Below are 12,953 nucleotides of genomic sequence, written 5' to 3' on the forward strand. Positions count from 1 at the left end.
TAATAGGAGCAACCAGGCTCAAACTACAGTTTGATTTATATCATTGTCCGATATTATGCATTGATTAAGTTGTTGGGTGACTTCAACATCTTCTAAGTCAAAACCAAAAAACACAAGCTTCGTTTTAGTAGTATTAGTGTAATGTTGGTAATCATCATCGTCTACTGTTTCAATGATAACTGATGCTCCTACTTGTGAGAAATGAAGGAGTTCTAAACCATTCGCTTCGGAAAGTGTCCATAGATAACCAGCAGAACGCAATATTTCTGAAGGAAATGTTTGAAACCACTCCTCTAACTTTTCTAATTGAATGGGAGAATGACTTTCGTATACAAATGAGTCTATACCATTTTTCCCCGCTACACTTAGAGTAGATAAATTTGCCTGTTTTAATTCAAGTTTCCAACCAATATTGGACTTTAGATTAAGAAGGTCCACATCTTCTAATGAATGAAAAGTATGACTAGCGACATGACCATCTGTTGAAAAAATAATTTGTGCTTTTGGCTGGAGTTTTTTAATAAACGAGACAGTCTCATCTAAACTTTCTTTGCTTAAGAAATTACATTTGTTTAATACAATGTGACTGCAAAATTCAATTTGAGAAATCATAACCTCAGCAAAGGTTTGTTCCATCCTGTTATTGTTACTAGTGTAAAGAACATAGTGGTTAGAAGTATAATCAAACCAAAATTGCTCGGCATCAATGACAGAAACGAGTGATTGAGTATAAAATGTTTCCTCTAATTTATACTTTTCGAGTAACTGATAAAGTTCCTCTACAAATAATTGAGGCGGATTTCCTGCAGCCAATTCAATAATAATTTCGTCTATGGGCTTCTTGTCTTTAGAGTAAGAAATGACTTCGCTAATTAACTGCTCTTGAGTAGTTATTATTTTTGCAAACTGTGCATTGTGCGATAATTTCCTATAAGGTCGTTTGGTCGATATATCTTCTACTACAGTTAGTGTATCTGGCTGGTATATGAGTACTTTACAATTACTGCATTTTTTACGTATTAAACTATTACTAATTTTCGTTTTTCCGGCACCTATCATACCAGTCATTATAGTTATGGGGACTTTATTCACGTATAGTCACCACCTAATTATTTATTTAGATTACCAACTTGATTTTTTTACCCCGGGCACTTGGCCTTTATGAGCAAGCTCTCTGAACGCAATTCGAGATAATTTAAATTTTCTTAATACACCACGAGGTCTACCAGTCATTTCGCAACGACGAGTTAAGCGAGTGGGGGATGAGTCTCGTGGTAGTTTTCCTAAAGCCTCATAATCACCTTTTTCTTTAAGTTCTCTTCTTAAATCAGCGTATTTTGCAACCATTTCTTGTCGTTTAATTTCTTTTGCAATTTTGGATTTCTTAGCCATGTTTATTCTCTCCTTCTTAATTCGATAATCGTAATCATTACTATTTTATACTTGGAAATAATTTTACAGTAATTAAAATGTAAAGTAAAGTCGCCCAATAAAAAAGTATGAAAAAGCTAAGAAAAGATCAACATAAAGGTGGAGAGGAGGTGTAGACGATGGCAGTAGATGTATTATGTGAAGTGAATAACTGTAAGTATAATGAAGAAGGTAATAAATGTGCGGCTGATCGAATTTACGTAGTTAGCCACACGGGTAAAAAAGCAGCGAAACAGGAAGAAACAGACTGTAAAACGTTCGATCCAGGTATCTAAAACTATGTTACCAAGTTTTATAATTGTGATAAGGGCAGCTTTAGGCTGTCCTTATTTCATTTCAGGAAAGACTAATTATTCAAAGAGACAGTTTATTATTAGCTCTTTTCATGACGAAAAGTCTAACTATTAAATCGCTTTCTTCCATAAAGGTTGAGCTTGTTTCTTTCATATGACACTGACATTTGTTTGTTTTCCTCTGCATACTTATTATTGATAATAATTATCATTTTTATTCAAGAGTACACAATATAAGTATATAAATTAACAGTAAACACCTCATTTAATATATCAAATTGATTATGCGTTAAAGGAAAGAAACAAACACCTCTTTTATCAGCTCACCAAAAAATTAAACTCTTTAGATTATACTAATTCTATGAGTTGGTACTGGGGTATGGTTAGACTAAATCGCAATGCATGAGTATAATAAATAATAACAAACCGTAATTATTACTATTTATATACTAAAAGTACTTAATAGGAAGTAAGGGGGAATTACTAATGTTAGATCAACTGTACCGACAATTAGTGGTGGATCATTCGAAAAAACGTCGAAATCATAGGAAGTTAGAAGGTGAACAGATTAAACAGCTACATTACAAAAATCCGACATGTGGTGATGTGATGACTCTGTTCTTAAAATTAACAGAAGCCAAACAGATAGAAGATATTTCTTTTATTGGAGAAGGATGCAGTATTAGTATGGCTTCTGCTTCAATGATGACAGAACTTTTAAAAGGAAGATCTTTAAAGGAAGCATCAAACTTACGCCAAGCAATGGAAGGGCTAATTCGGAACGGAGAAATTTCAGAAGAAGTAGATCTTGGGGATGCATTAGCGTTAGAAGGAGTACACAAGTTAAGAGCTCGCCATAATTGTGCACTAATGGCTTGGCAGGCTTTAGATCGAGCTGTTGGAGATGAACCCGAATACGAAAATAGTAATTAAAAAAAAGGTGACTTACTGATCCTATAAATTATTATCTTTATAAGTCAGTGCGTCACCTTTTTAATTTATTCTTTTGTATAAGTTAACCGTGCAATTGCATCATGCATATGAATCGACTCTTCATTTCGGCATTCAACCGTAAAGGACTTGATATCTTCATTTTCATATAAGTCAGCGGCAACTAATCGAACCATATCTTCCACAAATCGAGGATTTTCATAAGCTTTTTCAGTGACTGCCTTTTCATCTGGTCTTTTTAAGATCGGGTATAACATGGAACTGGCATTTGTTTCGGCAGCTTCAAGTAGTGTCACTTTCCAATCTTCTTTTACTTCAATAGGGTTATAAAATTTGGCTTTAATTGTCACATATCCACGTTGGTTGTGTGCACTATATTCACTAATTTCTTTGGAACAAGGGCATAGTGTTGTAACAGCTACTGTAATGCCCACTTCGTGGTTAAAACCGTTATCTTGATCATAATTTACGTTCATAAAAGCTTCAGCATGCGCTAAGCCAGATTTCTGCAGTGAGGGACTTGTTCGTTCAAAGAACCAAGGAAATTGAACGGCAAGCTGTGCACTGGATTGTTCCATCCGCTCGACTAAGTCTTTCGTAAATGCATACAGGCGGTCAAACGTTACATTGAAACCCTCTAAATAATATTCCTGTAAAAGCTCTGTTAATCGACTCATGTTAATACCTTTGCTCATCTGATGAAGCCCCGTTGTTAATGAGAATGTTCCAACGGTTGTTTGCTGGTTCGGTTTATAATCTGACTCAATAATTAGGGGATGCTTTACATTACTAATCCCTACTGAGTCAATTGCGAATAAAAAGTCGTTCGGTGTATTTTGGAGATCAGTCATATCCTCTTTGTTTAGAGGTTTGTCTCCTTTTACGGGAGGTACTGATCCAAATCGTTTGTGACGTTCTTGTTTATTTGGGAAAATGTTAGTCTCCATTTTGTGTTGTCTCCTTTTTTATGGGTAAATGAATAGGAATTTTTCTGATTTATATATTATAATATCATTACTGGAATAGTGAAAATAAAATGCTTAGATTGACAAAGAGAAAGAAGTAAAGAATAATAATAATCGTAAAATCGTAATCATTACGGTTTATTTCGAGAGGTGATGTATTTTGAAAAATAAAAGTCATTATGACGTTATTATTGTTGGAGCAGGTCCTGCAGGTGTCGGAATAGGTTCAATTTTCATGCAAATGGGATTGAAAAACTTTGTGATTTTAGAACGTGGCGATATCGGAAGTTCATTTAAAAAATGGCCAGAAGAAATGCGTTTATTGACCCCATCGTTCCCAGGGCATGGGTTTGGCCTGCTAGATTTAAATGCTGTCGTACCTTCAACCTCACCAGGTTATACTTTTCAGACTGAACATTTAAGTGGAGAGGAATATGCGGAGTATTTAGAGGCTGTCGCACACCACTTTAAGCTTCCGATTAAGTTTGGTGTTAATGTCACTGAGTTAGATAAAGTTGAGGAAGGGTTCGTTCTCCAAACCAATGACGGTACGTATAATGCCCAATTTGTTGTTTGGGCTGGTGGAGAGTTTCAGTATCCAAATAAAAATGTTTTTCCAGGAGCGGAGCTATGTTTACATAACAGTGAGGTTACTTCATGGGGTGAGATCGAAGAACATGATGTAATCGTTATTGGTGGTTATGAAAGTGCAATCGATGCTGCAATCAATCTGATTCATTATGGAAAACAAGTGACGGTTTTAGCTAAAGAAGAAGTCTGGTCAGATGATCATCCAGACCCAAGTATATCATTGTCGCCGTTTACTTTTGACCGTCTTGAAGAAGTGATGGATTATGAAGACCTGATCTTAAGAGGGAAAAGTAAAGTTGTAAAAGTCGAACAAGCAGATGAGGGCTATGTCGTTTTCTTGGAAAGTGGAGAAGAGATTTTTAGTTCTGCGCGTCCGATTATAGCCACAGGTTTTAAAAGTAGTCTATCCTTAATCATCGAGCACTTTTATTATGATGAAAATAATATTATAGAGTTAAGTGATAAGGATGAATCAACTGTTTCTGAAGGTCTGTTTTTAGTTGGACCACAAGTTCGACATCAAGATGTGATTTTTTGTTTCATTTATAAATTCCGTCAACGCTTTGCAGTGGTAGCTAAAGAAATAGGTGAACAACTAGGCATGGAATTAAATGAAGAGTTATTTGAACATTATCGTAAATCGAATATGTTGCTTGATGATCTTTCTTGTTGTGACAATTCGTGTCAATGCTAGAAGAGTTAGTTCCCCTCTATTATTATGAGGGGGTATTTTATTTACCGTTTTCATTAAAGGAGGCAACGTAATGAGTGAATTAAGGAAAGCTTCCTATTCTTTAAATAAAAAAACATATAAATTCCCAAAGTTTCCGTTTACGAACGGGAAAGTGTTACTTTATTTATTTTTAGTGATTAGTGTTTACGGACTTCCTGTATATGCTGCTTACATGCTTGCAAGCGCTATAGAGCCAGTGTTTGAAGGAGCAATTATAGAGCCATTAGAACAGGTATTCTCGCATACGCCGTATCTAATTGAACAAGTTTTAGTTGGAGATTTTGGCTTATTTACACTGGGAATGTATTCGTTTTTATGGGCCTTTCCAGTCGTTTTATTTGTTGGGATGAGTATTGCTTTTACCGAGGAAGTAGGCCTTAAGGATAAAATTACAAGTGAAATTACACCCAGTTTAAGAAGAATTGGTTTAAGTGGAAGAGATTTTATTCCTGTACTAACGGGGTACGGATGTAACGTTGTCGCGGTTCTTCAAACAAAATCTTGCAGTGCTTGTACGAGGAAACAGTGTATATCCATGATATCTTTTGGTTCTGCATGCAGTTATCAAATTGGTGCTACCCTTTCTATTTTTAGTGTCGGTGGGAAGCCGTGGCTTTTTATCCCATACTTGTTTGTATTAATCATTGTCGGTGCATTGCACACTAAACTTTGGTATCCATCTGCCAATAAAGCAGCTGATTACTTTTATCCTGCAACACCAATAAACACAGGTAGTCTTAAACAATTCTTTGGAAAAATAAAAGGTACGGTTTCTCAATTCTTTCTTCAAGCGATGCCGATATTTTTAGTCATATGCATCATTGCTGCAATACTTGATGGTTTAGGGTTAATCGCTAAATTATCCCAAATGGTAGAACCGGTCTTATCGCTATTATCCATTCCTGCTGCTGCCAGTGTGGGATTACTCTTTTCAGTCATTCGAAAAGATGGCATGCTTTTATTTAACCAAGGTGGCGGTGAATTATTAGCTTCAATCACGACAGTTGAATTGTTTTTGCTAGTTTATTTAGCATCTACATTGTCCGCATGCTTAGTAACTATGTGGGCGATTGGAAAAGAAATGGGCTTTCTATATGCACTAAAGCATTCTTCGAAACAAGCTTTAACATCGATTATTTCTGCATTTAGTTTATTAATTATATATAAAGCAATTATTTTCTTTTTTTAGAAGTTTAAATCGTAATGGTTACGATTAAAATAGGTGGTGAAATACGAGATATAATTAAAGGAGTGATTGATATGAAGAATAACGGGAAAGTACCTGTCACTGTGCTAACAGGTTTTCTAGGGGCTGGAAAGACGACTTTGTTGAACTACATCTTAACGGAAAACCATGGACAGAAGATCGCTGTGATTGTAAATGAATTTGGCGAAGTAGGTATTGATAATCAACTTGTTGTTGGTGTAGACGAAGAAATCTTTGAAATGAACAATGGTTGTATTTGTTGTACGATTCGGGGGGACTTAATTCGAATTTTACATGATCTAAAAGAGAGAAGAAATGATAGAGACGGGATGGACCTTAATTTTGACCGAGTGGTTATTGAAACAACAGGTCTGGCTGATCCTGGTCCAGTGGCGCAAACATTTTTTGTGGATCCAGAGCTATCAGAATATTATCATCTAGACTCGATCGTTACAGTTGTCGATACGTATCATGTTCATGAACAGTTAAACAGGTCACATGAAGCACAAGAACAAGTAGCTTTTGCAGACGTATTACTCTTAAATAAAGTCGACTTAGTCGATGAAGAACATATCGATTCGGTAATTCATAGATTGAGAAAAATGAACCCGACAGCTCAAATAGAACGAGCGATGCAAGGCAGTATTGACTTGAACAAAATTTTAAATTTATATTCATTTGATCTGGATAAAAAACTTGAAATTGCTCCTGATTTATTAAATGACCACCATCATCATGATGATCATGTGAAAGCATTCGTTTTACGGTCCGAAAAACCATTGAGTTTACCAAAAGTAGAAGCGTGGATGAACAGCTTATTGGCTGAGCTAGGTCCACAAATGTATCGATATAAAGGGATTTTTCATATTGAAAATTTAGACAAGCGTGTAATCTTTCAGGGTGTTCACATGCTTTTTGCAGGCACAGCTGACCGAGAGTGGAAAAAAGACGAGAAAAGAGTAAGTGAAATGGTTGTCATTGGAACGGATCTAGATGAACAGTGGTTTCAAGAACAATTTAATAATTGTGTTTCAGCATAACCATTATCGTTTCACGAGTAGGTCTTTACTTGTGAAACGGTTATTCATTTATTCTTTTATAGGCAGATGTTACTGTAAGGTAGTTGATGAAAAGGAAAGGAGGACCTATAGAAATTGAGAAAAGTAGAAGTAATTATATTAAGCGGTTTTTTAGGAAGTGGAAAAAGTACGCTATTAAAAGAAGTAATTGATTTTGAGCAAAAGAATGGCAAAAGACTAGGGGTATTGATGAATGAACTGGGGGACATAAGTATAGACTCTGCAGTGATTCCGATGGATACTCCGTTAAAAGAGATGTTGAATGGTTGTATTTGCTGTACACTTCAAGGGGAATTAAGCTTGCAATTGAGCCAAATGCTTGAAGTATATGAATTAGACCTTATTCTAATAGAAGCTACTGGAGCTGCACATCCATTAGAAATACTTGAAGCATGCACGCATCCAACGTTAATTAGTAAAGTTGAAATACGGTGTATTGTGACGGTTATTAACGCTAAACAGTGGATCGAAAATAGACTCAGTATAAAACTTAAAAAGCTTTTAGTTGAACAAGTGAGACATGCAGATGTTGTACTAGTTAATAAAGTAGATCAAGTAGATGAAGATGAAATACCAGCAGTAACAGAGAGCGTTAAAAAGATTAATACTCAAGCGGAAATCTTAACTGTTACCTTTGCAAAAATGAATTTCTCCATATTGTATGATCGTGTAGTGAAAAGTAATGAAAAGTTAAATGAGATTGAACAAGCGCATGTCCATCATCACTTACACTTAAGGACGATTTCATTGTCAGTGAATCAACCGATTGACCGAATCGCTTTTTTGCAATGGTTAGAGAAGATAGAAGGACGGCTGCATCGAGTGAAAGGGTTTATATATTTAACAGAAACTCCCGGCCTCTATTTATTTAACTATGCATATGAAATGCCAATCTTTGAGAGGTACGCAACTGAGAAGTATGAACCCGTGCTCGTGTTCATCGGGGAAGAACTTAATCGAGGAGAAATTGAGGAAGGATTAGGGAAATTGCAAAGAATTATTTAATTGGAAAATGTGTCTTCAACTAGGGATTAGAGTTACAACTATTATAATTTATAAATAGGAATGATTACGATTTGTGTGTTATAATTAATTCGTTCATCATAACATTTTAGTACAACAAAAGGAGTAGAAAGATGTACTGAAAAAAGTAATAGGGGCGGGGTGAGAAGGTGGCAACCTGGAACTTGTCAAACACAAAACATCATGTACTGATTTGTAATGGTAGTAGTTGCAATAAAGCGGGAGCAGAAGCTCTAACTCAATCAATTAGACATGAAATAACTGCTAAGAACCTAGATAATGTCATTCATACAACGAGAACTCTTTGTAATGGTCGCTGTCATGATAAATGTGTAGTTATTCAATATCCAGAAAGTTATTGGTATAAGGAGATGACTAGTGAAGATGCTCCTCATTTCATTAACTCATTGTTAAGAGGTACGACATTGAAAGATAAAATAAGCCATTACCATCAGGGCACTGGATTTGAAAGAACAGAAGGAACTGTACTTGGCACAGTAAAAGACGAACAGATAGTTAAGAAGGTTTCTAAGAAATTGTAAACTCTACTAGGTGCTACATATACTGAGGAGGAATAATAGATGAAAAATCCAATTCCAGTAACCGTTTTAAGTGGTTATTTAGGTTCAGGAAAAACAACACTGCTAAACCATCTACTAAAAAATCGTGATGGTTTAAAAATTGCTGTCATTGTAAATGACATGAGTGAAATTAATATTGATGCTGAACTCATTAAGCAAGGCGGGGAGTTATCACGAACTGAAGAAAAGTTAGTTGAAATGTCCAACGGCTGTATTTGTTGTACATTAAGAGAAGACCTGTTAATCGAAGTAGAGAAATTAGCGAAAGCCGGGAATATTGATTATATCGTAATTGAGTCGACTGGAATCAGTGAACCGACACCTGTTGCACAGACATTCTCTTACATTGATGAAGAACTCAATATTGATTTAACACAATATTGTCGCCTTGATACGATGGTAACGGTTGTAGACGCCAATCGTTTTTGGCACGATTATCGTTCTGGAGATAGTTTACTAGATCGGAAGGAAGCTTTAGGAGAGGATGACACAAGAGAGATTGCAGATTTACTTATTGATCAAATTGAGTTTTGTGATGTACTAATAGTAAATAAATGTGATCTAGTAACAGAAGAAGAATTACAAAAATTAGAACAAGTACTTACTACACTCCAACCGAAAGCAAAAATAATTCGAAGTGTAAGAGTCGATATAGACTCTAGTGAAATATTAAATACACGACTATTCAATTTTGAAGAAGCGAGCAATTCAGCAGGATGGATTCGGGAATTGACAGCTGGCCATGAGCAACATACACCGGAAACAGAAGAATATGGAATATCCTCTTTTGTTTATTATAGGAGAGAACCGTTTCATTCTGTTCGTTTTCAAAATTGGTGTCAATCCATGCCTAAAAACATTGTAAGAGCAAAAGGAATTGCATGGTGTGCATCTCGAAATAATCTAGCGCTTCTCATGTCTCAGGCGGGTCCATCCGTGTCTATTGAACCGATTACGTATTGGGTAGCGAGTCTTTCCACTGAAGAACAGAAGCAAATATTAAATGAAAACCCGCATTTATTACAAGATTGGGATGTTGAATACGGTGATCGCCACACGAAGCTTGTTTTTATAGGTACTGACCTTGATGTAGAGGAGATAATAAAAGACTTAGACGGGTGCTTATTGACAGATTCTGAAATGGCGAGTGATTGGCAGGCATTAGAAGATCCGTTTCATTGGAATTTACAAACGACATAAAAGATTGATAGTTTTGAAAGTGTACTATTAAGATTTGTTGCCGTTTATTGTTGAACTCTTTCGAATCCGAAAGAGTTTTTTTTATATCTTATATTTTATAAAACCATAAGTAAGAAAGAGGTCCATGTTAATGAACATTCAAGATAACAGGATAAGAATTTATGAAGAAAAATGGCAAGATGGAATGAAAGATTGGGAAGGAAAACTCCCAGAGAGAATGGTAAATGATAAAACGGAAGAAGCTTTCTGGAAGAAGTTAATAAAGGAAAGAGAAAATCAGGAAGTGCCTGACCGGTATGCAAAAGAAATATATGGTGCCTTATCTTCGATGTTCGGTACTGAAGATCATGTTCTAGAAATTGGGCCAGGATGGGGAAATTATACATTTTCTTTAGCAGAACAAGTAAAGAAGTTAACTGTTGTTGATAGTTCGAGATCTATTCTAGAGTATCTAAAGGAAGCTTGCCAAATGCGCCAACGCACTAATGTAGAGTTCCTCCATCATAAATGGGAAGATATAAAATTTGAGACCGATCTTCATTATGATGTTGTCTTTGGAATGAATTGTTTTTATAGGATGAACAAAATTACCAAAGCTCTATCTTTAATTAATCAACAGGCAAAACGGTTGGCTGTTATTGGTATGACAACAGGACCTATTCAACCTCATTACGAAGTACTGCATGAAAAGTATGGTTATAAGGTAAAGCATCCCCGTAGAGATTATATTGATTTACTTCAGTTACTTTATAGCTTAGGTATATACGCCGATTGTAAGATGTTACCTATAACAAGAACTTATGAATTTACTAACTATGAACAATTACTTAAAGAAAATACAAGTAAAATCCTTACCGTTGACTATAAACTGAAGGATGTTGAAAAGTCTTTAAGTAAGTTTGTTCAATTTAAAGACGGAAAGTACATCTATGATCACCATTTTCATGCAGCCATCATTTCGTGGAGCCCCAAACATTAAGATTGAATTGTTTCTCATTGGCATTAACGAAGGTCATGAGCTTGTATTTAATCGGAATAATTCTTATTTAAGTTGAATATAGTTAGGAATTAGAGCGAATGAATTTAGAGAGGATGAATTCCGGTGGCTAAAATTCCTGTTTTTGTGTTAAGTGGTTTTTTAGGAAGTGGGAAAACGACGTTGTTACTTCGGTTATTAGAAGAATGTTCACGGCTTCACTTAAAACCAGCTGTATTAATGAATGAGCTAGGAAGTACAGATACAGATGGTGCTATTATTTCAAATGATCGAAAAGAACAAGTGGTCGAAAAGTTACTAGACGGTTGTATTTGTTGTAATAAAAAAGGTGAGGTTGTTGCAAGCATTGAAAAATTATTATTACAAAAGCCGGATGTGATCTTTATCGAATTAACGGGTGTAGCAAATCCTGAAGAGGTAGCGGATTCTTTGACTGAGCCACAATTTATTGACCGGTTGAGTCTTCAACAAGTCATTACTTTATTAGATGCAGAAAATGTATTAGATTATAACAGCATTTTTGAAGCAGATCGTAATCTCGTTGAAACAGTGAAAAGACAAACGGAAGTAGCCGATTTATTAGTTATAAATAAGATTGATTTAGTGGACTCGGCAAGAAAAACAAAGATTAACAAAATACTTAGGAAACAAAATAACAAAGCAGAGATTTGTTTTACAAACTACAGTGAAATTGACCTTGACCCAGTCTTAAATCCCATTCAGCAGAAAAGGCCTAGACAGGAAATAAGAGTTACATTTAATAAGAAAAGTCAAGAAGGAAAACAGGAAAAACATCCACATAAGAAGTCCTATTCTCGTATCCAAACCATATCACTTCCTATTCCTCAGCCAATACGTGAAAAAGAGATTGAGAAATTCCTGAAAAAATATAAAGGATCGATTTTAAGATCAAAGGGTTATATTCCATTACTAGGTAAAAACCAAACTTACTTAATGCAACATGTTGTTAAACGTACCTCTTGGGAACCATCCACCTATACCGGTGAACATTATTTAGTAGTAATCGGGATCGATCTAAACAAAGAAGAACTCACCGCCCAATGGAATAAAGTCATCCAGTACCAGGCACCTTTAGTGAACTAAAGGTGCCTGGTACCGTTTTTTGGCACCGTTTTTTTGGCACCGTTTATTTATTTTTTTGTGTAATAAGAAGTACATAATTTCCCTTTTTCTTTAAATACTAGAGATGTAAGGATTACATAGTGAAAGGAGACTTACCATGCAACTTAATGAGTTAGAATTACAGAACCTTCGTCACTTAATCGGTGGACATGAAACGGTCGCTAATAAGCTTGATGCGTATGCGGCAAATTGTAACGATCCACAAATTGTACAAATGCTACAAAATGATGCACAAGCGGCTAGAAACTCGAAACAACAACTGATGTCATTTTTAAATCAACAATAAGGAGGGTAATACGATGAATGAAAAAGATATGATGAATGATTATTTATCAATGATAAATGCTAGTTTAACAACGTATGCAAACGTTATTTCACAAACGGACAACCCGCAACTTCGTCAAACTATTCAACAAATGAGAAACCAAGATGAAGCGCGTCAGTATACAGTATACAATGCAGCTAAACAAAGAGGATATTATAAGCCGGCAGCACCTGCACAACCGCAAGAAGTTCAACAGGTTCGATCAGAGTTAAGTGGTCAATAATATTTAAGAGGCTGGGACAAAACCCAGTAAATAAAAAATAGAGTGGCACTCACCCTAATGAGATGGGGTGAGTGCCACTCTTTATTTTTTTTAGATTTAACTGGTTTTTGAATTCAAATAAGGATACCATCTGATAAAATTAAAGTTACCACACAATAAATTAACGGAGGTATCCTTATGTTTAAACATTATACCATGAATCAAATCGTTT

At 35.5% G+C, this 12,953-nt stretch carries 16 protein-coding genes; 13 read left to right on the top strand and 3 right to left on the bottom strand.

What is annotated here, in order from left to right:
- Positions 1-18: 18 nt before the first annotated feature.
- Positions 19-1,092 (bottom strand): GTP-binding protein, encoded by a 1,074-nt coding sequence (locus ACNSTQ_RS09875; RefSeq protein WP_418199672.1) that lies wholly within the window; start codon positions 1,090-1,092, stop codon positions 19-21.
- Between the two features lie 30 nt (positions 1,093-1,122).
- Positions 1,123-1,392, bottom strand: a complete 270-nt coding sequence (gene rpsN, locus ACNSTQ_RS09880) for a 30S ribosomal protein S14 (protein ID WP_418199673.1) — start codon at positions 1,390-1,392, stop codon at positions 1,123-1,125.
- A 158-nt stretch (positions 1,393-1,550) separates the two neighbouring features.
- Here rpsN and ACNSTQ_RS09885 point away from each other — a divergent pair, with 158 nt between their 5' ends.
- The 3 genes from ACNSTQ_RS09885 to sufU all read left to right on the top strand — a co-directional run bounded on the left by ACNSTQ_RS09885 (position 1,551) and on the right by sufU (position 2,657).
- Positions 1,551-1,706: a DUF1540 domain-containing protein gene (locus ACNSTQ_RS09885; protein ID WP_418199674.1), complete on the top strand. Its 156-nt coding sequence runs from the start codon at positions 1,551-1,553 to the stop codon at positions 1,704-1,706.
- 286 nt (positions 1,707-1,992) lie between these two features.
- Positions 1,993-2,130 (top strand): IDEAL domain-containing protein, encoded by a 138-nt coding sequence (locus tag ACNSTQ_RS09890; protein ID WP_418199694.1) that lies wholly within the window; start codon positions 1,993-1,995, stop codon positions 2,128-2,130.
- An 80-nt stretch (positions 2,131-2,210) separates the two neighbouring features.
- On the top strand, positions 2,211-2,657 hold the full coding sequence (gene sufU, locus ACNSTQ_RS09895; protein ID WP_418199675.1) for a Fe-S cluster assembly sulfur transfer protein SufU: 447 nt from the start codon (positions 2,211-2,213) through the stop codon (positions 2,655-2,657).
- Positions 2,658-2,722: 65 nt separating this feature from the next.
- On the opposite strand, the gene folE2 is transcribed toward sufU, so the two are convergent.
- The gene (gene folE2, locus ACNSTQ_RS09900) at positions 2,723-3,622 is read right to left on the bottom strand and encodes a GTP cyclohydrolase FolE2 (protein ID WP_418199676.1); all 900 of its coding nucleotides are present in this window, start codon (positions 3,620-3,622) and stop codon (positions 2,723-2,725) included.
- A 178-nt stretch (positions 3,623-3,800) separates the two neighbouring features.
- On the opposite strand from folE2, the gene ACNSTQ_RS09905 reads away from it, so the two are divergent.
- The 10 genes from ACNSTQ_RS09905 to ACNSTQ_RS09950 all read left to right on the top strand — a co-directional run bounded on the left by ACNSTQ_RS09905 (position 3,801) and on the right by ACNSTQ_RS09950 (position 12,742).
- On the top strand, positions 3,801-4,925 hold the full coding sequence (locus tag ACNSTQ_RS09905; protein WP_418199677.1) for an NAD(P)/FAD-dependent oxidoreductase: 1,125 nt from the start codon (positions 3,801-3,803) through the stop codon (positions 4,923-4,925).
- Positions 4,926-4,995: 70 nt separating this feature from the next.
- Positions 4,996-6,153 carry a nucleoside recognition domain-containing protein gene (locus ACNSTQ_RS09910; protein ID WP_418199678.1) on the top strand — a complete coding sequence of 386 codons (1,158 nt, stop codon included), beginning with the start codon at positions 4,996-4,998 and terminating at the stop codon, positions 6,151-6,153.
- 71 nt (positions 6,154-6,224) lie between these two features.
- Complete coding sequence (locus ACNSTQ_RS09915) at positions 6,225-7,211, top strand: CobW family GTP-binding protein (protein WP_418199679.1); 987 nt, start codon at positions 6,225-6,227, stop codon at positions 7,209-7,211.
- A 114-nt stretch (positions 7,212-7,325) separates the two neighbouring features.
- Positions 7,326-8,255, top strand: coding sequence for a CobW family GTP-binding protein (locus ACNSTQ_RS09920; RefSeq protein WP_418199680.1), 930 nt, complete (start codon positions 7,326-7,328; stop codon positions 8,253-8,255).
- A gap of 167 nt (positions 8,256-8,422) precedes the next feature.
- On the top strand, positions 8,423-8,815 hold the full coding sequence (locus ACNSTQ_RS09925; protein ID WP_418199681.1) for a (2Fe-2S) ferredoxin domain-containing protein: 393 nt from the start codon (positions 8,423-8,425) through the stop codon (positions 8,813-8,815).
- Positions 8,816-8,854: 39 nt separating this feature from the next.
- Positions 8,855-10,054, top strand: a complete 1,200-nt coding sequence (locus ACNSTQ_RS09930) for a GTP-binding protein (RefSeq protein WP_418199682.1) — start codon at positions 8,855-8,857, stop codon at positions 10,052-10,054.
- Between the two features lie 130 nt (positions 10,055-10,184).
- Positions 10,185-11,033, top strand: coding sequence for a class I SAM-dependent methyltransferase (locus tag ACNSTQ_RS09935; protein ID WP_418199683.1), 849 nt, complete (start codon positions 10,185-10,187; stop codon positions 11,031-11,033).
- Positions 11,034-11,156: 123 nt separating this feature from the next.
- Entirely contained in the window at positions 11,157-12,155 is a 999-nt protein-coding gene (locus ACNSTQ_RS09940; protein ID WP_418199684.1) for a CobW family GTP-binding protein, read from the top strand.
- 136 nt (positions 12,156-12,291) lie between these two features.
- The gene (locus ACNSTQ_RS09945) at positions 12,292-12,480 is read left to right on the top strand and encodes a hypothetical protein (protein WP_418199685.1); all 189 of its coding nucleotides are present in this window, start codon (positions 12,292-12,294) and stop codon (positions 12,478-12,480) included.
- Positions 12,481-12,493: 13 nt separating this feature from the next.
- Positions 12,494-12,742: a spore coat protein gene (locus tag ACNSTQ_RS09950; protein WP_275116713.1), complete on the top strand. Its 249-nt coding sequence runs from the start codon at positions 12,494-12,496 to the stop codon at positions 12,740-12,742.
- The last annotated feature ends 211 nt before the right edge of the window (positions 12,743-12,953 follow it).

The sequence above is a fragment of the Alkalihalobacterium sp. APHAB7 genome (genome assembly GCF_048323755.1).
In the GTDB taxonomy this organism is placed as follows: Bacteria; Bacillota; Bacilli; order Bacillales; family Bacillaceae_F; genus Alkalihalobacterium.